This window comes from Rhodococcus sp. 14-2470-1b (assembly GCF_002259415.1).
In the GTDB taxonomy this organism is placed as follows: Bacteria; Actinomycetota; Actinomycetes; order Mycobacteriales; family Mycobacteriaceae; genus Rhodococcoides.
In genome coordinates, this window is sequence record NZ_NPFY01000006.1 from 83,958 (window position 1) to 105,016 (window position 21,059).

General features: G+C 65.2%; 15 protein-coding genes. 6 read left to right on the top strand and 9 right to left on the bottom strand.

Annotation, left to right across the window (positions count from 1 at the left end; translation table 11 throughout):
* Positions 1-42 precede the first annotated feature (42 nt).
* From CH293_RS03660 to CH293_RS03675, 4 genes are read left to right on the top strand one after another with little or no spacing between them, the layout of a single operon-like run.
* The gene (locus tag CH293_RS03660) at positions 43-843 is read left to right on the top strand and encodes an ABC transporter ATP-binding protein (RefSeq protein ID WP_094719402.1); all 801 of its coding nucleotides are present in this window, start codon (positions 43-45) and stop codon (positions 841-843) included.
* Entirely contained in the window at positions 843-3,377 is a 2,535-nt protein-coding gene (locus CH293_RS03665; protein WP_094719403.1) for an FtsX-like permease family protein, read from the top strand. Before CH293_RS03660 ends, CH293_RS03665 begins: the two co-directional genes overlap by 1 nt.
* A gap of 56 nt (positions 3,378-3,433) precedes the next feature.
* Positions 3,434-4,711, top strand: coding sequence for a sensor histidine kinase (locus CH293_RS03670; RefSeq protein WP_217900736.1), 1,278 nt, complete (start codon positions 3,434-3,436; stop codon positions 4,709-4,711).
* Positions 4,675-5,322, top strand: a complete 648-nt coding sequence (locus tag CH293_RS03675; RefSeq protein WP_094719405.1) for a response regulator transcription factor — start codon at positions 4,675-4,677, stop codon at positions 5,320-5,322. Before CH293_RS03670 ends, CH293_RS03675 begins: the two co-directional genes overlap by 37 nt.
* 48 nt (positions 5,323-5,370) lie before the next feature.
* Here CH293_RS03675 and CH293_RS03680 read toward each other — a convergent pair whose 3' ends face one another.
* The 7 genes from CH293_RS03680 to CH293_RS03710 all read right to left on the bottom strand — a co-directional run bounded on the left by CH293_RS03680 (position 5,371) and on the right by CH293_RS03710 (position 14,872).
* Positions 5,371-6,879, bottom strand: coding sequence for a DUF6350 family protein (locus CH293_RS03680; RefSeq protein ID WP_255122685.1), 1,509 nt, complete (start codon positions 6,877-6,879; stop codon positions 5,371-5,373).
* A 57-nt stretch (positions 6,880-6,936) separates the two neighbouring features.
* Complete coding sequence (locus tag CH293_RS03685) at positions 6,937-8,175, bottom strand: DUF5336 domain-containing protein (RefSeq protein WP_094719406.1); 1,239 nt, start codon at positions 8,173-8,175, stop codon at positions 6,937-6,939.
* A 96-nt stretch (positions 8,176-8,271) separates the two neighbouring features.
* Entirely contained in the window at positions 8,272-9,384 is a 1,113-nt protein-coding gene (gene sfnG, locus CH293_RS03690) for a dimethylsulfone monooxygenase SfnG (RefSeq protein ID WP_094719407.1), read from the bottom strand.
* Positions 9,385-9,403: 19 nt separating this feature from the next.
* A complete protein-coding gene (locus CH293_RS03695; RefSeq protein WP_176459900.1) occupies positions 9,404-10,630 on the bottom strand; it encodes an acyl-CoA dehydrogenase family protein in 1,227 nt (408 codons plus the stop codon).
* Positions 10,631-10,832: 202 nt separating this feature from the next.
* Positions 10,833-11,744 (bottom strand): succinate--CoA ligase subunit alpha, encoded by a 912-nt coding sequence (gene sucD, locus CH293_RS03700; protein WP_019664468.1) that lies wholly within the window; start codon positions 11,742-11,744, stop codon positions 10,833-10,835.
* An 8-nt stretch (positions 11,745-11,752) separates the two neighbouring features.
* On the bottom strand, positions 11,753-12,916 hold the full coding sequence (gene sucC / locus CH293_RS03705; protein ID WP_019664467.1) for an ADP-forming succinate--CoA ligase subunit beta: 1,164 nt from the start codon (positions 12,914-12,916) through the stop codon (positions 11,753-11,755).
* A 147-nt stretch (positions 12,917-13,063) separates the two neighbouring features.
* Positions 13,064-14,872 carry a hypothetical protein gene (locus CH293_RS03710; protein WP_255122686.1) on the bottom strand — a complete coding sequence of 603 codons (1,809 nt, stop codon included), beginning with the start codon at positions 14,870-14,872 and terminating at the stop codon, positions 13,064-13,066.
* A 265-nt stretch (positions 14,873-15,137) separates the two neighbouring features.
* On the opposite strand from CH293_RS03710, the gene CH293_RS03715 reads away from it, so the two are divergent.
* Positions 15,138-16,223 (top strand): M23 family metallopeptidase, encoded by a 1,086-nt coding sequence (locus CH293_RS03715; RefSeq protein ID WP_094719409.1) that lies wholly within the window; start codon positions 15,138-15,140, stop codon positions 16,221-16,223.
* A gap of 85 nt (positions 16,224-16,308) precedes the next feature.
* On the opposite strand, the gene pcrA is transcribed toward CH293_RS03715, so the two are convergent.
* Positions 16,309-18,783, bottom strand: coding sequence for a DNA helicase PcrA (gene pcrA, locus CH293_RS03720; RefSeq protein ID WP_094719410.1), 2,475 nt, complete (start codon positions 18,781-18,783; stop codon positions 16,309-16,311).
* A 386-nt stretch (positions 18,784-19,169) separates the two neighbouring features.
* Between pcrA and CH293_RS03725 the strand changes: the two genes are divergently transcribed.
* Positions 19,170-19,460, top strand: a complete 291-nt coding sequence (locus CH293_RS03725) for a chorismate mutase (protein WP_019664463.1) — start codon at positions 19,170-19,172, stop codon at positions 19,458-19,460.
* A 98-nt stretch (positions 19,461-19,558) separates the two neighbouring features.
* On the opposite strand, the gene CH293_RS03730 is transcribed toward CH293_RS03725, so the two are convergent.
* Positions 19,559-21,010 carry an NAD-dependent succinate-semialdehyde dehydrogenase gene (locus CH293_RS03730; protein WP_094719411.1) on the bottom strand — a complete coding sequence of 484 codons (1,452 nt, stop codon included), beginning with the start codon at positions 21,008-21,010 and terminating at the stop codon, positions 19,559-19,561.
* Positions 21,011-21,059 lie beyond the last annotated feature (49 nt).

Below are 21,059 nucleotides of genomic sequence, written 5' to 3' on the forward strand. Positions count from 1 at the left end.
GCTGCATGCAGCTTCACATCGACTTCTCTCGAGGAGCACACGATGCACACCAGACGACCAGCCGATCATCCTCTTGCAGTACACGTGGACGCAGTGACGAAAACCTACGGCTCCGGTGAGAACGAGGTCGCCGCACTGCGCGGAGTCACCATCGGATTCGCACAGGGCACCTTCACCGCCATCATGGGCCCGTCGGGGTCCGGTAAGAGCACGCTGATGCACTGCGCCGCAGGACTGGACACACCGGATTCGGGCACAGTCACGGTCGGTGGCCACGACCTCGGTGGTCTCGACGAGGTCGGCCTCACCGAATTGCGCCGCGAAAGCATCGGATTCATCTTCCAGTCCTTCAACCTGCTTCCGTCGCTGACCGTCGCGCAGAACATCGAACTGCCGCTGCGTCTCGCCGGCCGCAAGATCGATCGCACGCGAATCATGATGGTGATCGACGCAGTCGGCCTCGCAGCCCGTGTCAACCACTTGCCGAGCGAGCTGTCCGGTGGTCAGCAGCAGCGCGTCGCCATCGCACGCGCTCTCGCCGCAGAGCCGTCCGTCATCTTCGCCGACGAACCCACCGGCGCGCTCGATACCCGCACCGCCGGTGACGTTCTCACCTTGCTGCGTGAGTCGGTCAACGCCAACGGGCAGACCATCGTCATGGTCACCCACGATCCCGTCGCCGCGTCCTACGCCGATCGCGTCGTGTTTCTCGCTGATGGTCAATTCGTCGGCGAGCTGTACCGCCCGACGGCCTCCGCCATCGCCGAGCGAATGACTCACCTCGACGCCCGCGCGGCCAGTACACCCGGAGTCTCCGCAGCAGGTGTCGGGGGGCAGCGCTGATGATTCGGCTCGCACTCAGCTCGCTGAAGTATCGACTGACGTCCTTCGTCGCAACGTTCCTCGCGCTCTTCCTCGGTGCAGCGATCGTGATGGCGTGCGGTGGACTGATGGAAACCGGAATACGTGCCGCGGTAGCTCCTGAACGTCTCGGCGGCGCCGCCGTCGTCGTGACCGGAAATCAGACGCACGACGGCGTCGCACTGACCGAACGGACTCGAATCGACAGCTCGATCGTCGATCAGGTCGCCCGGGTTCCCGGTGTGGCCACTGCGATCGCTGACCTGTCGTTGCCCGCAGCCGTGCTGTCCGACGGTTCACCTGTATCGGGCTCGAATGACAACGCTGGCCACAACTGGTCCTCCGCCCAGTTGACTCCATTCACCCTCTCCGCTGGCGTCGAGCCGACGTCCGACTCCGATGTGGTGCTCTCACGGCAACTGGCCGACAGTGCAGGAGTGTCCACCGGAGACTCCGTCGACGTCGCAGTACGCGGCGCCACCGAGCAGTTCACCGTCGTTGGAATCGTCGACGCGGGAGACAGCTCTCCCGCCGTGTTCTTCTCCGACTCCGCGGCGACCGATCTCGCGGGCACCAACGGCCGGATCGACTCGGTCGGTGTGCTCACCGAACCCGGCGCCGACACAGCCGCGGTCGCTACCGAGATCGGTACGGCAGTTGGCAGTGCCGCAACGGTTCTGACGGGCGAGAACCGCGGACTCGCCGAGTTTCCCGGAGCACTCGCGAGCCAGCAGACGCTGACCATTCTCGCCGGAATCTTCGGCAGCTGGGCGTTGCTGATCGCGCTGTTCGGCGTCGCCTCGATGCTGAGTTTGTCGCTGGGTCAACGTCAACGTGAAATGGCGCTGCTCCGAGCGATCGGCAGCACCCCGCGCCAGGTACGCCGCATGATCCTCGGCGAGACGATACTGCTGTGTGTCGTCGCGACCGCGCTGGCCGTGATCCCCGGTTATGTCCTCGGCCGGTTCCTGTTCGATCAGCTGGCGTCGAGCGGGATCGTGTCCTCTGCCATGACGTTCCACCAAGGTCTCGTCCCGGTAATCGTCGGCATCGTCACCGCGATGGCCGCGGCGATCGCGGCAACACTCGTCGCCGGGCGCCGCGCCGCGAACACCAAGCCGCTCGCCGCACTCTCCGAAGCCACGGAGCCGACGCGCTGGCTCACTCGTCCGCGTCTGATCCTCGCTGTCCTGTTCCTGGCCGCAGGGATCTCGATGTCCGTCGTGACGGTGGCCGTCATGGAGAACGGTCCGATACTCGCGAGCACCGCAGGCCCGGCCTCGGTTCTCGTCGGCATCGGACTCGCCCTGCTCACACCGGGATTCATGAAGGTCATCGTCGCAGTCGTCGGATGGCCTGTTCGGATGCTGACCGGCTCGGCCGGATTCCTCGCGGTCAACAACGCTCGTGCTCGCAGCATCCGGATGGCAGGAGCGGTCGCACCGATCGTGCTGCTCGTCGGTATCGCCGTCGGCACCCTGTACATGCAGAGCACCGAGAATGCCGTCAAGACCGAAACGTATGCCACCAACCTGCTGGCCGACTACGTTATCTCGACCGGCGACGAATCCGAGAAGTCGGTCACCGGTGGATTCGCTCCCGGCGTCGTCGAGGAAATCTCGGCGCTCCCCGGCGTCGCAGGTACCTCCGAGTTGGTGACGTCGGACGGCTTCGTCGACGGTCCTGGCGGCGGCTCGGACTTCGGCTTCCGAGGTGTCACTGCGGCAGGAGTCCAGGACACGATCCGCTTCGAATCCATCGCGGGGTCGATCGACGATCTCATCGGCGACAGCGTCGCGATCTCGGAGAGCCAGGCGACGAGCTTCGGAGTCCAGGTGGGCGATAGCCTCGGTCTGCACTTCGGTGACGGCGCACCGCTGACCGCGACCGTGGTGTCGATCCACGCCGACGACCTGAACGACCCGAGCATTCTGTTGCCCGCCGACGTACTCGCGGCGCACACGACGTCGGGACTGGCCCCACAGATTCTCGTCCGCGCCGAGGAGGGTGTCGACGAATCGACACTGCGGAGCGAGCTCGACTCGGCCGCCGCTTTCCTGCCGGGGGCGTCGGTATCGGACAGGGCGTCGCTGATAAGCGACAACACACGCGTTCAGCAGATCCTGGTCTCGGCCAACTACACGATCGTGGCGATGATCATCGGTTACGCAGCCATCACCGTGGTCAACACGCTCGTTGCTGCGACCAGGAAGCGCGGCAGGGAGTTCGGTCTGCAGCGTCTGACGGGTTCCACGCGTCGGCAGGTGCTGGGCATGCTCGGTGTCGAGAGCGGCTTCATCGTCGGTACCGCCGTGGTGCTCGGAACGGTGGCGGCGGCCGCGACGATGGTTCCGTACAGCCTGGTCAAGAGCGGCTCGGCGATGCCCTCGGGTTCACCGATGATCTACATCGGCATCGTGGTGGTGGCGATCGCCCTCACGATCGGCTCGACGATGGTGCCTGCATGGCGCGGCATGGCACGACCAGCAGTCGACTCGGTGACTCGGCCCGATTGACCCCCCGATCCGATCATGGCCGAAATGAACACTCCCGTTCTGGCACGATGACTGGAATGGGCCACCGAATTCGGCGCGCCGGACACGCGATGATGGTCGGTGTCGCACTCGCGGTGCTGTCACAAGGCGGTCTGTTCGCTGCACTGCTGACTGCGTTGGTGCTCCTTCTGTGCGTCGTCGGAATCGGCTTGTTTCTGCTGCCCGAGACCATCGCGCTCGTCCGATGGGTGTGCTCGCTCGGCCGACAGCTGGCAACACATTCCGGCGTTCGGGTCGATGACCCGTATCGCCCGGCACCGGTGTCGGCGACCGGGCGTCCACTTGCCGGATTCGCTCGGTGGCGATGGATACTCAAAGACCCTGCCACGTGGCGCGACCTGGCCTGGCTGCTGCTCGGAGTCCCGGTCGGTCTGCTCATGATGTTGCCCGCCGCGCTGCTCTACTACGTCGGAGAGGGGATCGTTCTGGCCGCCGGTCTCTGGCGTCCGATTCACGACGCCGGCTACGGCCGCTGGTACGGGCCCATCCACATCGAGAGCTACCTCGACGCCGGTCTCGCCGCGATCGTCGCCGTCGGATTCTTCGTAATCTGGACGTACTTCGCCCCGACCATGATTCGCGCATACGCATTGTTCACGCGCGCTCTGCTCGGCCCGACGAAGTCCGAGGCGCTCGCCGCCCGTGCGCGACACCTCACGCGAACGAGGGACGACGTCATCGACTCCAGTGCCGCCGAGTTGCGCCGGATCGAACGCGATCTGCACGACGGGGCCCAGGCGCGACTCGTCGCGATGGGTATGACGCTCGGAGCCGTCGAGCGCACGCTGGAGAAGAACCCAGAGGCCGCACGCAAGCTGCTCGCCGACGCGCGGTCGTCGTCGGCTGCCGCCCTGACCGAACTACGTGATCTCGTGCGAGGTATTCATCCGCCAGTGTTGGCCGAGCGCGGCCTCGTCGACGCGGTCCGTGCGCTCGCTCTCGCGAGTCCACTTCCGATCGAAACCAGCTCCGATGTCATCGGACGGCCTCCTCCCCCGGTCGAGTCCGCCCTGTATTTCGCGGTGTCCGAAACGGTGGCGAACATCCTCGAGCATTCTGGCGCGAGACACGCCGACATCGGCTTGACGTACGCGCACGGCAAGCTTCGTGCTCGCGTCGTCGACGACGGACACGGCGGTGCCGCGTTCGACGCCGGTTCGGGTCTCGCAGGGATCCGGCGCCGGCTCGCGGCGTTCGACGGAGGCATGACCCTCGACAGTCCGTCAGGGGGACCTACGATCATCGACATGGAGGTGCCGTGCGCGTTGTCATCGCCGAAGACCTCTTCCTTCTGAGGCAGGGTCTCACCGCATTTCTCGAGTCCTTCGCCTGCACCGTCGTCGCTGCGGTCGACACCGGCGAGAACCTCACCCAGGTGATCCTCGAGCATCGTCCGGACGTCGCGATACTCGACGTGCGGCTGCCGCCGACGTTCACCACCGAGGGGCTGGAGGCCGCGCTGGCGATTCGCCGCGCAGTGCCTGCGTTCCCGGTGCTGGTGCTCTCCCAGCACGTCGAGCAACTGTATGCGCGTGAGCTGCTCGCCGACGGACATGGCGGAGTCGGATATCTGTTGAAGGACAGTGTTTTCGAACCGGATCAATTCATCGACGCGGTGCGCCGCGTCGCGGGCGGTGGCACTGCGATGGACCCCGCGGTCATCGCTCAGTTGATGGCGCGTCGATCGCACGACGAACCGATCGAAACACTCACCGCCCGCGAGCGAGAGGTACTCGCGCTAATGGCCGAGGGGTGCTCGAACACCGCGATCGCCGAACGACTCGTCGTCAGCGAGGGCGCGGTGACCAAGCACATCGGCAACATCTTCGGCAAGCTCACGCTGCCGGCCGACAGCATCACGAACCGGCGGGTGTTGGCTGTACTCGCCTATCTGGGCGCCGGCTGAGCTCACGCACATCCAGCCACTCGTCCACTGCAGCAGCGATAGTGGACGTCAGGGCCGGTCGTCGGGCGTGTCCGTGTCCGTGTCCTCGGGCCGATCGTTTTCCCCTGGTTCGTCGAGTTCGACGATCTCCGCCTCGGCCGTAGCTTCCGGTGCCACCGGATCGACCTGGCCCGCGTCCGGTGGTTCGACGATCTCGGCATCGAGGACGTCCTCGCAGTCGTCGGCAACTGGTGCCGTGACCTTCGGGTCTTCGTCGAGCACAGCGACCACCTCCGCGTCCACTGCATGTTCTGGATGCGCGACGGGCGCGGCGATGGCGGCGATGGGTTCCTGCTCGCGCCGGGGTTCCGTGTCGAGGTCGTCGGCGATCGGGGTCTGCTTGGACCCTCCGCGCCATGCGGTCACGGCGGCTGCGAGGGATCCGACGACGGCGAGCCAGGCGAAAACGAGCAGGCCGAGAGACCATACCGTCACCTGAACGGTTCCGAAGGTGCCCAGATTTCCGCCCGCCGCGAAACCGAGCATCAGCGTGGACACGCCGATGACGGCGCTCGCCACCCACACCGCGGACAGTGCGTAGTGCACGTCCACCGTGCGCCTCGCGCAGTCACGTCCGAGCAGCAGGCCGGCGCCGATCGGAATCACGAGCATCAGCATCCACAGCGTCTGCGACGGCCCCTCGGGCAGGACGGCCAAGACCGGCAGCGGGGGAAGCGGACCTCCCGTGGCCTGGAACATGCTGACCGATACGTCGCCCACGTGCGCCGACGATCCGACCGACACCGCAATCGCGCCGAGCAGCACGTTGGGCAGGTACAGGATCGACAGCACCGTCAAGCCGAGTACACCGACGAAGCCGTTTCCGGATTCCAGCAACATCTCCATCGTCGACCACGACGCCAGCATCGCGGCCAGCACGATCGCACCGCCGCCCGCGACGAGGACAGCCGCCGCCCGGATGGTCGGAGCCACGATTCCGCGCAGCCATTCCGGCAGACGATCCGACTCGGTGTCCCACACCCCGCACACCAGTCCGATGCCCGCGGACACCGCGTGGACGGCCGCCACCCACGCGAAAGCCAGCAGAGCATTGGGTGTGTCGAGCCCGATCACCGACGACGCATCCGCGGCCACCGCCAACGCGATCGCGGTCACGAGAACCGGACCGAACACCGCCGCGCCCACGATCAGACCGTGTTCCCGACGAGTCTCCGCCCGGCCGACTGCCCGCGCGACGCCCCGCGCCACGACAAGGACGAGAACAAGCGTCGGGACGAGCGGGAAGACGCCCAGGGAGGTGCCCTCGATACTGAACGGGACCTGATGGATCGCGAACCACAGCCCGGCGATTGCCCCGAAAGTGCCGGTGAGCTCACTGTTGACCGACACCAGCGTCACGAGAACGACCGTCGCAATGATCGCGACGAGCACACCCGGAATGCGGAACCCGACGGTCAGCATGGTGGTGGATTCGGAGGGAGACAACAGAGGTCGACGCTCCGGCGGACGAGACGTCCGTCGGGCGCGTTTCCTCTCCTGATTCAATACGGCGCTCATCGGAGTCGAGCGTTCCACCTACCTGCCGACGGGTGGTTCAGGCGCGCCGACACAGCCTTATTTGTTGTCGTCCTCCGGCGCGGCCGACTGGCCGAACGCCTGCGTAGGCGCACTGTACGGCGGGGTGTCCGACGTGTCCTCGGGCTCGTCCCCCTGACGCGACGCTCCCGCAGACTGTTGTCCGGCTGACTGCGCTCCAGCCGATGTAGCTCCTGCAGGCTCCGCTCTCGGCGCTGCGTGCTGCGGCGCGCCGTAGCCACCCGAACCGACCGGGGGCTGGCTGTACGGCTGCTGATTGAACGGCGAATTCTGACCGGCCGGACCGGTCAATCCGCTGGCTCCCGCATCCGGCTTCGACGTTCCGACCGGGTAACCGAGGCTGCCGGTGGTGTGCTGGTTCTGCTGGTTCGGCTGGTTCTGCGACGGCCCGGTGTAGGCAGGCGGGGCATACCCCTGCTGCGGGGCACTTCCCTGGTCGCTCCACTGCCCACGTTCCTGTGGTGCGCTGTAACCCTGAGTACCTGGGCTCTGAGGTGTTTGGCCGTATCCGCCGTAGTTCTGGCTCTGCGCCGACTGGCCGTACCCGGGTGCCTGCTGGCCGTATCCCTGGAACGGGTTCTGCTGACCGTAACCCGCGGGCTTGGGCTGCGGAGCCTTCAGGATGCCCGCACCGAACAGCGTGGCCGCGACGGCCATGACGGTCTGGACGAAACCGAGAACGAGTACGACGAAGGTGCCGATCCCCAACTGAACCGGCGCGCCCACCGAGGAGTCGTCGCCGACGTTGAAGCTCTGGAACACCAGTACGAGCCACCCGGACAAGGCAAGAGCGGCAGCGATACCGACCGTGTTCGGTTGCTTCGGCAGCAGACCGACCGCCGCGACGAGGCCCGCAGCAAGCAGAAGCGCGATGGACGTCGGGTCGCCCGCCTGCACGAAGAAGAAGTTGACGCCTTCGCTGAAGAACTCGTACTGGCCGGCGAGACCGACCAGGAAGTTCACGACGCCGAGCGCCACGGCAACGAGCGTCAGAATTCGCGGCAACGAGGACGACCGGTCCGACGCCAGCGGCGGGTTGTACTGACCCGTCGGCGCAGACTGCTGCGACGGCGGCTGACCGTACGACGGTGGCTGCGTTCCGTAGGACGGCTGAGTGCCGTACGACTGGCTGGGCGTCGGGTAACCGCCGTAACCACCCGGAGTCGACTCGGCAGAGCGAGCACCCTCCGGTGATTGACTGCCATAACCGCCGGGACCTGGCCCCTGCGGACGCTGGCCTTCTGCTGGATACGTCATGGCACTCTCCTCGATAGAAAAAATGAGTACGGGTCCGTAGACCAAGCTAGTCTACGGACCCGACTCGACTGCCCCGCTTGCCGCGAGGCTCCCCTCTCACCCTGCGTCGACGAGCACCTGTGACGACTCCAGTTCACGCACGAGCGGTAGGACCTTCGCCCCGAAGTACTCGATTTCTTCCTGGAAGTGCAGGAAGCCGCCGAGAATCAGGTCGACCCCACGCTTGCGGTATTCGACGATGCGATGTGCCACCTGTTCGGGAGTTCCGATCAGCTGGCTCTTGAAACCGTCGTTGTACTGCACGAGATCCTCGAACGTCGAGTCCGCCCACATGCCCTTGCCGTCCTTCGTGGACGAACCGGCTTGCTGCACAGCACCCTTGAAACCCTCGACGGCCGGCTTGTTGGCCTTCTCGATGATCTCGCGGAGAGTGTCCTTGGCTTCCTTCTCCGTGTCGCGCGCGATGATGAAGCCGTTGAGACCGAACTTGACCTCACGATCGTTCGCCTGAGCGACACGACGAATGTTGTCGAGTTGCTCGGTGACTCCGTCGTAATCCTTGCCGTTGCTGAAGTACCAATCCGAGTATCGACCGGCGTTCTCCTGCGCGGCCGACGAGTTACCGCCCTGGAACAGTTCCGGGTTGGGTCGTTCCTTGGTGTTCAACGGCTTCGGCTTCAACGTGAAATCGTGGATTCGGTAGAAATCACCACGGAAGTCGACGTCGTCCTCGGTCCAGATCTTGCGCAGTACCTGAAGGAATTCGGCACTGCGACGGTATCTTTCGTCGTGTTCGAGCCACGGCTCACCCAGGTGCGTGAACTCGTCCTTGAACCAGCCGCTGACGACGTTGACCGCGAAACGGCCGTTCGACAGATGGTCCGCCGTAGCGCCGAGCTTCGCCAGAACCGCCGGCTGCCACAAGCCAGGGTGAACGGCCGCAATGACTTTGAGTCGTTCCGTGGCAAGCAGGAGCGCGAGGGAAAAGCTCGTCGACTCGTGTTGGAACTCGGCGCCGTAACTGGCCTCGTAGCGAACCTGACTGAGCGCGTACTCGAAGCCGTTGTTCTCGGCGGTCTGCGCCAACTTCTTGTTGTACTCGTAGTCCCAGCTGGTGCGCTGTTCGATGTCGCTGGTCACCAAACCGCCACTGACATTGGGCACCCAGTAGGCGAATTTGATGGCGTCGGCAACTCTTTCGGTACTCATCGTTCTCCTTCGGTGATGCTCACGAGTACCAGGTCGGCTGCGGCAACTCGCCCGTCAGCACCCATCGACCGACCTCGCGGCGCTTGTATGCGACCGGATCGTGCAGCGTGTGGGTGCGGACGTTGCGCCAGAAACGATCGAATCCGTACTTGCTCGCCGTCGCTCGGGCACCGAGAGCCTCGAACACCGTCGAGGTGATCTCGAGCGACACCTCGGTGGCACGCGCCTTCACCGCAGCGACGCGCACCTCGTGGTCGCCGCGCTCTTCCGCCGTCACATCCCACGCGTTGTCGTGGATCTGCTGCGCTTCCAACGCAACTGCGTCGGCCAGCGCTTCCACCGCCCACAGCTTGGACGTCAGGTCACCGTAGATGTCGATGATGTACGGCTCGTCGACCGCCTTGTCGACGGTGCTGTGCAGCCACGCTCGCGTCTTGTCCTTGGTGTACGACGCCGCTTCCTCCAAAGCGCCGCGAGCGATGCCGAGGTAGAAGTTGACGAACACCAGCTGAATCGTCGGCACGTTCAACGTGTTGTAGACCCGCGGCTGGAACTGCTTGTCGACGAATCCCGCCGCACTCGCCCAGTCGACGCGCACCTTGTCGATGGTGACGCTGCCACTCTCGGTCTGACGCTGGCCGATGTTGTCCCAGTCGTCGTGAAACGTCAAACCCTCGATGTTCGACGGCACAATAGCGAAGACGTGCGCGTCACTACCCGTCAGTGCGCCTTCGAGGACCGTCACGTCGGAGACGCGACTGCCCGTCGAGAAGGACTTCGCCCCCTCGAAGACGATGGTGTCGCCCTCGTCGGTGACGGCGACGTCGTTGTCACGCGGATTGACGGCGCCCCCGAAGAACCACTTGTTCTTCGTCGCATCGGCCTCGACCGCCTCGATCTGCTCCTTCGTGCCGACGAGCCGCGCAGCCCAGAACCACAGCAGGTGGTAGCCGAGCAGCTGGCCGATCGACCCGTCGGCCGCAGAGACACGACGAATCACCTGGTACGCCGTCGGCCAATCCTGACCCGCTCCGCCGTGCTCGACCGGCCCCAGCAACGTGACGAGCCCAGCATCCTTCAGCAGCTGCACCTCGGCGTGCGGAGCCTGATGGCCCTTGTCGCGAGCAACAGCGTCGACGGCAAGCAGCTGCGCCACCTCGCCCGCCCGAGCAATCCAGCCCTCGGCGGACGTCGGCGCATCAGGCCAGTCCTTGGTCAGTGCACTGCGATTTTCCGTGGTTGTCATTGGGCAAGTGAAACTGTTACGCGGAGTAATGAACACATTTCGCATCACGATGATTCTGAGAACTTCACATCCCTTCGGCATCGATGGCCCGCGGCAACGGCCAGACAGATGCCATGTGACATCGATGCCGGAAGGACAACCCGAAACAGCACGAAAAAGCCCGCCGGCACTAGCTCCCGGCGGGCTTCGTTCGAGCTGAAACTTACTTCACGGAGAGCGATTCCAGGATTTCGCGTGCGAGAGCAGCGGTTTCGGACGGCGTCTTGCCGACCTTGACGCCTGCGGCCTCGAGTGCGTCCTTCTTCGCCTGGGCCGTGCCCGAGGAGCCGGAGACGATGGCGCCTGCGTGGCCCATGGTCTTGCCCTCGGGAGCGGTGAAGCCTGCGACGTAGCCGACGACCGGCTTGGTGACGTTGGCCTTGATGTAGTCGGCTGCGCGCTCTTCTGCGTCGCCGCCGATTTCACCGATCATGACGATGAGCTTGGTCTCGGGGTCCGCTTCGAATGCCTCGATGGCGTCGATGTGCGTGGTGCCGATGACCGGGTCTCCGCCGATGCCGATGGCCGTCGAGAAGCCGAAGTCGCGGAGCTCGAACATCATCTGGTAGGTCAGCGTGCCGGACTTCGAGACCAGGCCGATGGGGCCGGTGCCGGAGATGTTGGCAGGCGTGATGCCGACGAGAGCTTCACCGGGGGTGATGATTCCGGGGCAGTTCGGGCCGATGATGCGGGTCTTCTTGCCCTTCTCCACGTTGTAGGCCCACGCGTATGCGGAGTCCTGCACGGGGATGCCTTCGGTGATGACGACGAGCAGCGGGATCTCCGCGTCGATCGCTTCGACGATGGCGTCCTTGGAGAATGCGGGCGGAACGAACGCAATGGACACGTCGGCGCCGGTCTTCTCGATTGCCTCGGCAACCGAACCGAAGACGGGGAGCTCGATGTCGTTGCCCTGGGCGTCGACGTGCTTGACCGTGGTGCCGGCCTTGCGTGCGTTGACACCGCCCACGACGTTGGTGCCTGCCTTGAGCATCAGGGCGGTGTGCTTGGTGCCTTCGCCGCCGGTGATGCCCTGGACGATGACCTTGTTGTCCTTGTTCAGAAAGATAGACATGGTTTCCTCTACTTCGCTGCCAGCTCGGCGGCCTTGTCGGCGCCTTCATCCATGGTTCCGGCGAGCGTCACCAGCGGGTGCGCGGCGTCGGCGAGAATCTTGCGTCCCTCTTCGACCTTGTTGCCGTCGAGACGAACCACGAGCGGCTTGTTGGCGTCGTCGCCCAGCTTCTTCAGTGCGCCGACGATGCCGTTGGCCACTGCGTCGCAGGCGGTGATTCCGCCGAAGACGTTGACGAACACGCTCTTGACCTGCTCGTCGCCGAGGATGACGTCGAGGCCTGCGGCCATGACCTCAGCCGAGGCGCCGCCACCGATGTCGAGGAAGTTGGCAGGCTTGACGCCGCCGTGTGCCTCGCCTGCGTATGCGACGACGTCGAGGGTCGACATGACGAGTCCGGCACCGTTACCGATGATGCCGACCTGTCCGTCGAGCTTGACGTAGTTGAGGTCGTTCTCCTTGGCCTTGGCCTCGAGAGGATCGGCAGCGTCCTTGTCCTCGAAGTCGGCGTGGCCGGCCTGACGGAAGTCTGCGTTGGCGTCGAGCGTCACCTTGCCGTCGAGGGCGAGGATCTGGTCGTCCGGGGTGCGAACCAGCGGGTTGACCTCGACCAGGAGAGCGTCTTCCTTGATGAAGACCTCCCACAGCTTCTGGATGGTCACCGCAGCGGCGTCGAGCACCTCGGCGGGCAGCTTGCCCTTCTCGGCGATGTCACGAGCAAAAGCAAGGTCGACGCCCTTGACGGCATCGACCGGGATACGTGCGAGTGCGTCGGGGTTCTCCTCCGCCGTCACCTCGATTTCGACTCCACCTTCGACCGAACACATCGCCAGGTAGGTGCGGTTGGTGCGGTCGAGCAGGAAGGAGATGTAGTACTCCTCGGCGATGTCGGAGGCTTCTGCAACGAGAAGCTTCTTGACGACGTGGCCCTTGATGTCGAGGCCGAGAATCGACTCGGCGTTCTCGGTGGCTGCTGCAACGTCCTTGGAGTACTTGACGCCGCCGGCCTTGCCTCGGCCGCCGACCTTGACCTGCGCCTTGACCATTACTGGCTTGCCGATTTCTTCGGCAATTTCTGTTGCTCCTGCGACCGTGTCCGTGACACGACCGGCGGAGGTGGGTACGCCATGCTTGGCGAACAATTCCTTCGCCTGGTATTCGAAGAGATCCATCAGCTCACCGTCTCGTCTACGTTGACTGCCCGCTCCAGGGGTGTGAGCGGGTCCGATCACCGACTTTATCCACGTGCTCCGACGCCGTTACGCCCGGCCAGATGGTATGTGGTCTATCTCACCGAGGAGGTAGGTGTGTCCTGCGCCTCACTTACGGGCACTGCCGACCGAAAGTAGCGCTGCCACAGCAAGTATCACCACGCCGACGACCCCTACCAGCAGCCCCGCCCCGAGCGAGGCGTCGACCGATCGCCCGTTCGTCAGCGGCCAACCGAGCAGATGGACAGTTGTCGCGACCACGCAACCGAGAAGAAGTGCAGCCCCACGAGCCGGACGCGACCTGGACGCCACGACGGCCGCAACGAGAATCGTCGACGCCGACGCGGCCTGCCCCCAGGCGTCCCATCCCCACCCTTCGGCGCCCCAGGGAACACCGAGGAGCGACGGGGCGGACACATCGGTCCCGGAATACAGGGGGAGGGCGTACGAGATGGCTGTGACGACTCCACCGACGAGGGCCACGACGCCGACAGTCCTGTCCGAGCGCACGTCGGAGGTATCGACGTCGTCGCGCTCGGCGCTGCCCGCCAACAGCACGGCTCCGGCGCACACGACAGCGAGGACGGCACCGACGGCCGTGGCTGCGCCACCCACACCGAGTCCGACGCCGTCGATGTCCGAGGCGAGGACTGCTGCCTGCAGCACTCCTGCCGACGCGGAGACTGCGGCGACAGCCAGGACGCCGACGGCTGGCCTGACGACCGCCGCGAACAGCGAGAAGAACAGCGGGATGGACGCGACGACCAGGACGAACCCGGCAACGAGGGCTACACGAGTGGCGAGCACGTCTGGCTCCGGCAGCCCGGCCGGGACATCGAGAACCGGCAGGAACGCGCCTGCGCCGACGAGAACACCCGCCAGAACACCCGTTGCCCCTGCCAGTGCATGCCAGCGCATGAAGTGCGCCGAACCGTCCAGCTCGCCCCTCGCGACGGGACCGCCTGCCGAGGCCCGATCCCGTATCGCCGACGCCGGCAGAGCCGCGAGTGCGATCACGATCAGTGCGACACCTGCAACGGAGCCGATCCAACTCCCCCCGGAGACCCCGATGTTCGGCCCGGAGCTCTCTCCGGCCATCACCCGCGCGCCGAATACCCCGCCGACGCCGAGGCCTGCGCCGAGCATGCTGCCTGCGGCAACCGTCGGCGAGATAGACGCGAGTGCCGCCGACACGACTATCACCACCGCACAAGCGAGGACGCCCGACCCGACAGCAGTCGCCCACGGAGATTCGACGACCGCGCGGATCAGCACGATCGAGTCCGTCGAGACGTAGGGAACCGCGAACAGGGCGGCGGCGGCAGAGATCGCGGCGAGCACGGCCAGTACCGAGAGCGCGCCACCGATGCGAACCGCGGACGCGCGGCCCGTGAAATCGGTTCGCGACGAGATGCCGTATCCGTCGTCGTACGACGCCCTGCCGATTGCGACGAGACCGAACACTCCCCCGACCACGGCGACAGCATGCGAAGCGAGGACGAAGTAGGCACCGAGGCTCGGCGTCAGTGCCTCCGCGGTAGTCGGCCTCAGTAGTTCCAGTCTGTTCGCATCGATCGGCGACGCCAGCAGTCCCACGTCGAGAACTGCGAGGCCGACCGAGATCGCGCCGAACCCTGCCGTGAGAGCACCCGCCAGCGCCGGCCTGGCGATGACCGTGAGGATCGCGAGTACGGCCACCACGACGACCGGGGCGACGGACAGCACTTCCGCCGTGAACACACCCGCTCCCGGCCCGTCCGAGGTCGACGAGGTTGTCTCCATCGCCATCGAGGCCAGCCCGAGGAGGGCCGCCGTCGAGACGAGTCCAGTCGCGGTCAGAGCAGCGCCGCGGGCCGACGGGCCGGACTGCGGGCGTGCGGAAATCATCTGTGGTGACGCATGCGGGGAGGTAGCCACGCCTGTCGACGCTATCGGTCGGCGGACGATGGACGGCAGAGCACGCGCCGTAGGATTTCGGCGGATGCGTTTCGGTAACGGCGCCGTGGGTATTGCACCGCTGTCCGGGATCACAGGCGATCTCGGCAAAAGCCCTGCTCGGCTTGTGAGCCATCTCACATATCCCCGCGGGAAAGCCGATTAACTTGCGCGCCCTGCAATCGTTTCGTTACCGTCTGCCGAGTCTTAAGTCACGAGCAGATCACGGAACGGAGGTCGCAGGGTCTTGTCGCAACACCGCGCGTCCTTCACCACCAGTCGGTTCGTCAAACCGGCCGCGGCTGTTGAAACCGCACCCACGGTGTACTCGACCCAGACCAGCTGGGAAGCCGACAGTTACGAATCGTCGGACATCCAGTCCGCGTCGGATCTCCAGGCCAACGGCTACGACTACTTCGCGAGCAATTACGGCTCTGCCGAGAGCTACCACGACAGCGAGTTGCACAGCACTCCCGATGTCGAGGTTCCGGCAGGGCCTTCCGTCGTTTCCGGGCCTTCCGCGGACGTCATCGCAGCGGACGAGATCACCGTGTCTCGTCGACGCGGTGCTCACCGCATCCCGACGCCTCCCACCGCACTGAAGGGGCGTGCAGCGGTGCTCGCCGTCGCCGCCGGTGCCGTGGTTGCAGCAGGGCAGGCGGTCATCGATCACGGTCCCGCGACGCCGAGCACTTCCGAGGAAGTAGCACTCGCTGCCGGTGCAGCACCCGCAGCCCCCGGCATCGCAGCGACTGCCGTCCCGCAGGCCGCCGGTTTCGCCGCTGACACCACAACGGACGTTGCCCCCTCGTCGGCCCCGCAAATCCTCAACGTTGCCAACCCGGTGGATCTGAGCCAGTTCAACGACCTGCTCGCCAAGGGCCAGCGGTTCAGCGAAGAGCGCGCCGCACGCGAGGCTGCTGCTCGACGGCCACTGTTCGTACTCCCCGCGCTCGGGACGTACACCTCCAACTTCGGTCAGCGCTGGGGCGTTCTGCACGCAGGCGTCGACATTGCGAACGCCATCGGAACTCCGATCCTCGCGGTCGCCGACGGCAAGGTCATCGATGCAGGCCCCGCGTCCGGCTTCGGCATGTGGGTTCGCCTGCAGCACGCAGACGGCACCATCACCGTCTACGGACACATCGACAGTGCCACGGTCAGCGTCGGCCAGGAAGTCATGGCAGGCGACCAGATCGCTCGCATGGGCAACCGCGGCTTCTCCACCGGCCCTCACCTCCACTTCGAGGTTCACCTGCCCGGCGAGAACAAGATCGATCCTCTCCCCTGGCTCGCGTCCCGAGGCATCGGCCTCGGACCCGAGATGGACTGAGAACTCCAGCTCCCTCTTCCGGCCTACCGGCCCGGTGAAACGTACAGCCGCACACCGATTTCTCGGTGCGCGGCTGTTCTACTACTCAGAGCTTGGTCATCGGAACGCCGCCGATGAGCATCATCTTCACTCGCCCCGACGTACCGAAATCCACGAGAACCATGGCCGACGTGCCCGAGCCCGTGGATTCCAGAACCGTTCCGAGACCGTACTTGTCGTGATTCACCCGGTCTCCCACCGCGAGCACGAGAGTGTTATTGCGTGCGCGTGCGGCACCGAAACTCGGCGACGACTGCTGCCCGCGTCGGTCTCCGAATCCCCCGCCGCCGCCGAAGCCACCACTACCGAAACCGCCGCCCCCGAAGCCACCCGGCCGGGCGCGGCCGCCGCCGATCGACCGTCCGCCGACACCGGGGTCCTCCCGCTTCCAGTCGATGAGGGACTGCGGAATCTCCTGGAGGAATCGTGATTCCGGGTTGTTGATCGGCTGCCCCCAGGCGGACCGCATGATGGCGCGAGTGACGTACAGACGGTGACGCGCACGCGTGATGCCCACGTAGGCGAGGCGTCGTTCCTCGGACAACTCCGCTGGGTCGCCGAGCGCACGCATGTGCGGGAATTGGCCGTCCTCCCAGCCGGTCACGAAGACCACCGGGAATTCGAGGCCCTTGGCCGTGTGCAGCGTCATCAAGGTGACGACGCCGGTGCCGGAATCTGGAATCTGATCGGTGTCCGCGACAAGTGACACCCGCTCGAGAAACGCAGCGAGGGAGCCCGGCTCGGGAGTACCTTCCTCGACGTCCACCTCGTCGTCGGAGTCTGCTTCGGTTTCGGCATCGGCTTCGGCTTCGAGAGCGGCGAGGTTACGCGCCTCGGACGTGAATTCCCGTGCCACGCTGACGAGCTCGTTGAGGTTGTCCAGACGGGCACCGTCCTGAGGATCACTGCTCGCCTCCAGTTCGGCGCGGTATCCCGTGCGGTCCAGAACAGCCTCGACCACGTCACCGATATCGGCGATGTCGTTGCCGTCGTCGTCGGTGGTGCCCAGCACATCCCGGAGTTCGTCCAGCAGTTCCAGGAACTGCGCGATGAGCTTCTGCGAGCGAGAGTTGAGCAACGCAACCTTGCCGTCGGCGGCGTCGTGCAGAGCTTTGGAGAAACTGATGTCCCGCTGCTCGGCGTGAACGGCCACGCATGCCTCGGCGCGGTCGCCGATTCCCCGGCGCGGAGTGTTGAGAATGCGTCGCATGCTGACCGTGTCGTCCTCGTTGGACAGCACCCGCAGGTACGCGACCATGTCGCGGACTTCCTTGCGCTCGTAGAAGCGGACACCGCCCACCACCTTGTATGGCAGGCCGAGCCTGATGAAGATCTCCTCCAGCGCACGTGACGAGTTGTTGGTGCGGTAGAAGACCGCCACCTCGTCGTAGCGGACGTCGTGGTTGTCGACCAGACGGTCGATCTCCGACGCCACGAACGACGCCTCGTCGTGCTCGTTGTCCGCGACGTACCCGACGATGAGCTCACCCTCGCCGGAGTCCGTCCACAGCTTCTTGTCCCGCCTGCCGGTGTTGCGCGAGATGACGGAGTTGGCGGCCGACAGAATGTTCTGGGTCGACCGGTAGTTCTGCTCGAGCAGGATGGTGGTGGCGTCGGGGTAGTCGCGCTCGAATTCCTCGATGTTGCGGATGGTCGCGCCGCGGAACGCGTAGATCGACTGATCCGCGTCACCGACGACGCAGAGCTCACCGGGAGCGACCGCGCCCTCGAGGGCACCGTCGGAGTCCTCACGACCCACCAGTTCCCGTACGAGCATGTACTGCGCATGGTTCGTGTCCTGGTACTCGTCGACCAGGACGTGCCGGAACCGTCGACGGTAGTACTCCGCGACCTGAGGAAAGGCCTGCAGCAGACCGACGGTTTCACCGATGAGGTCGTCGAAGTCCATGGCGTTGGCCGCCCGGAGTCTCTGCTGATAGATGCCGTAGACCTGGGCGACGAGCTTCGGGAGCTCCACCATCTGCTTCTCCGCGTCCGCGGCTGCGTCCTCGGGCCCGATGAGCTCGTTCTTGAGATTGGAGATCGCTGTCGAGAGCAATCTCGCCGAGAACTTCTTGGTGTCGATCTGCAGATCCTTCGAGATCATCGTCAGCAGGCGACGCGAGTCGTCGGCGTCGTAGATCGAGAAGTTGGAGTTGAGGCCGGGCAGCAACGACGCCTGATTGCGCAGGATCCGCACACAGCTCGAGTGGAACGTCGAAACCCACATGCTGTTGGCACGCGGACCGACGAGTCCCGCGACGCGCTCACGCATCTCGGCGGCGGCCTTGTTGGTGAACGTGATGGCCAGAACCTGGCCGGGCCCCACGCCGCGCTCGGCAAGCAGATACGCAATACGGCGAGTGAGCACCGCAGTTTTCCCCGACCCGGCGCCTGCAACGATCAACAGCGGAGACCCCGAATGCACGACGGCCTGACGCTGCTGCGGGTTGAGACCCTCCAACAGCGTTTCGGACCTGGATTTTCCGGGGGCTGGTACCGCAGTGAGGTTCGTGTTCATCGCCTGCCCAGGTTACCGGCGGGCTCCGACAGTCCTTTACCCGAACCTGACAGGCGCCGCCAGCCCCGTTCTGCCGACCGAGAGCAATGCGGACATTCAGCCCGTCGACCGACTTTTCAGGACTGCACAGAGGTGGCACACTGGATCGGTGATCGAAATAGCCGTTCGTCGCCACCCCCTCTGTGCAGCCGATTCTTCGGCTCTCGCCAGCGGAGCCTGTCCATAGGAAGGTGCGCCCGGAAGTCCAGACACGAGGCTTCCCCGGGGCAGTCGATGTGACTCATACCACATCAGCCCGTCTCTGGAGCGGAGCGTCCACGAATCACCTGAGGACGTAACGGTGACGAGCAGGGCAACGATCCAAACTTGTGACACGAGGAGAAAAAATGGCATCCACGACCAAGATCGAGACCGAGAGCGCAGTGCCGACGTCCGAGGCTGAGATCGATTCCTTGCGTCAGGAGATCGACCGCCTCGATTCCGAAATTCTTGCGGCAATCCAGCGTCGCAGCGAAGTTTCCCAGCTGATCGGCCGTACTCGCATGGCCTCGGGCGGGCCGCGCATGGTGCACAGCCGCGAAATGAAGGTGCTGGACCGCTTCAGCAGCCTCGGCCAGGAGGGCCACACCCTCGCCATGCTGCTGCTCCGTCTCGGCCGCGGGCGTCTCGGCCGCTGACCTTTCGCGAGCTGACTTTTTGGGAGCGAATGTACCGTTGGGTCACTTGGAGTGACCGAACGGTACATTCGGTTCCGCCGGGGCTCCGGCCCGACTGTCTAGGTCAGGGCGATGTACTTGGTTTCCAGGTACTCCTCGATTCCTTCGCTTCCGCCTTCGCGACCGAAGCCTGAATCCTTCACTCCACCGAACGGTGCGGCCGCGTCCGAGATGACTCCGCGGTTGACGCCCACCATTCCGCTGTCGATGGCGTCGGCGACCCGTAGTGCGCGGTCGAGGCCGCGGGTGTAGATGTACGACGCCAATCCGAACTCGGTGTCGTTCGCCGCGTCGATTCCTTCTTCCTCGGTGTCGAACCCGACGATCGGGGCGACCGGACCGAAGACCTCTTCCTTCAGGATCCTGGCGTTCGCCGGGACATCGGTCAGCACCGTGGCCGGGTAGAAGTAGCCGTCGCCGCCGGGTGCTTTGCCGCCGAGCGCCACTGTCGCGCCCGCGTTCACTGCATCGTCGACGAGTTCCTGCACCTTGCTCAGCTGGTCTGCGTTGATCAGTGGTCCGAGTTTCGTGTCCGGGTCGATGCCGGCACCGAGTGTCATGTCCTTCATCTTGGCGACGAACTTGGCGGTGAATTCCTCGCGCACACTGTTGGCGACATGGATCCGGTTGGCCGCAGTGCATGCCTCGCCACCGTTGCGCATCTTCGCCAGCATCGCGCCTTCGACGGCAGCGTCGATATCGGCATCGTCGAAGACGACGAACGGTGCGTTGCCACCCAACTCCATGGATGTGCGCAGCAGACCGCCTGCAGACTGTTCGACGAGCTTTCGGCCGACTTCCGTCGACCCGGTGAAGGTCAGCTTGCGCAGTCGAGGATCCTCGAGGATGGGCGCACTGACCGCACTGGACTTCGACGAGGTGATCACCGAGAGGACACCGTCGGGCAATCCCGCCTCGGCGAAGAGTTGCGCAAGGAACAGCATCGTCAACGGCGTCTCACCCGCTGGTTTGACGATGATGGTGCACCCGGCTGCGAGCGCCGGTCCGATCTTGCGTGTACCCATGGCCAGCGGGAAGTTCCACGGCGTGATCGCCAGGACCGGCCCCACTGGCACCTTGGTGACCAGGATCCGACCGTTGCCTGCCGGCGCGGGGGTGAAGCGGCCCTCGATGCGCACTGCCTCCTCGGCGAACCAACGGAAGAACTCGGCGCCGTACTTGACCTCGGCCTTGGACTCGGCGAGCGCCTTGCCCATTTCCTTGGTCATGATCGCGGCTACGTCGTCCGCCCGTTCGGTGATCTTCTCGAACACCGAACGCAGCACTTCGCCACGCTCACGCGCGGGGGTCTTCGCCCAGGACTTCTGCGCCGACGCAGCAGCGTCGATCGCCTTCTTCGCGTCGGCCGGACTCGCGTCGGCGACCTTGGCGAAGGGCTTGCCGGTGGCGGGGTCGACGACGTCGAACGTGGCGCCGTTCTCCGCGTCGACGGCGTGGCCGCCGATCCACAGTTTCGGTGAAATGCATTCGATGAGTGCGTTGATCTCCATACCGAGAGTGTGCCCTCACCGGTGCCACGACAAACGAGGAAGGCGCGCA

Bases quoted from the DNA above. Each gene is read 5' to 3' on its own strand.
- CH293_RS03660 (WP_094719402.1), top strand. From the start codon at position 43: ATGCACACCAGACGACCAGCCGATCATCCTCTTGCAGTACACGTGGAC.
- CH293_RS03665 (WP_094719403.1), top strand. From the start codon at position 843: ATGATTCGGCTCGCACTCAGCTCGCTGAAGTATCGACTGACGTCCTTC.
- CH293_RS03670 (WP_217900736.1), top strand. From the start codon at position 3,434: ATGGGCCACCGAATTCGGCGCGCCGGACACGCGATGATGGTCGGTGTC.
- CH293_RS03680 (WP_255122685.1), bottom strand. From the start codon at position 6,879: ATGAGCGCCGTATTGAATCAGGAGAGGAAACGCGCCCGACGGACGTCT.
- CH293_RS03685 (WP_094719406.1), bottom strand. From the start codon at position 8,175: ATGACGTATCCAGCAGAAGGCCAGCGTCCGCAGGGGCCAGGTCCCGGC.
- sfnG (WP_094719407.1), bottom strand. From the start codon at position 9,384: ATGAGTACCGAAAGAGTTGCCGACGCCATCAAATTCGCCTACTGGGTG.
- CH293_RS03695 (WP_176459900.1), bottom strand. From the start codon at position 10,630: ATGACAACCACGGAAAATCGCAGTGCACTGACCAAGGACTGGCCTGAT.
- sucD (WP_019664468.1), bottom strand. From the start codon at position 11,744: ATGTCTATCTTTCTGAACAAGGACAACAAGGTCATCGTCCAGGGCATC.
- sucC (WP_019664467.1), bottom strand. From the start codon at position 12,916: ATGGATCTCTTCGAATACCAGGCGAAGGAATTGTTCGCCAAGCATGGC.
- pcrA (WP_094719410.1), bottom strand. From the start codon at position 18,783: ATGAACACGAACCTCACTGCGGTACCAGCCCCCGGAAAATCCAGGTCC.
- CH293_RS03725 (WP_019664463.1), top strand. From the start codon at position 19,170: ATGGCATCCACGACCAAGATCGAGACCGAGAGCGCAGTGCCGACGTCC.
- CH293_RS03730 (WP_094719411.1), bottom strand. From the start codon at position 21,010: ATGGAGATCAACGCACTCATCGAATGCATTTCACCGAAACTGTGGATC.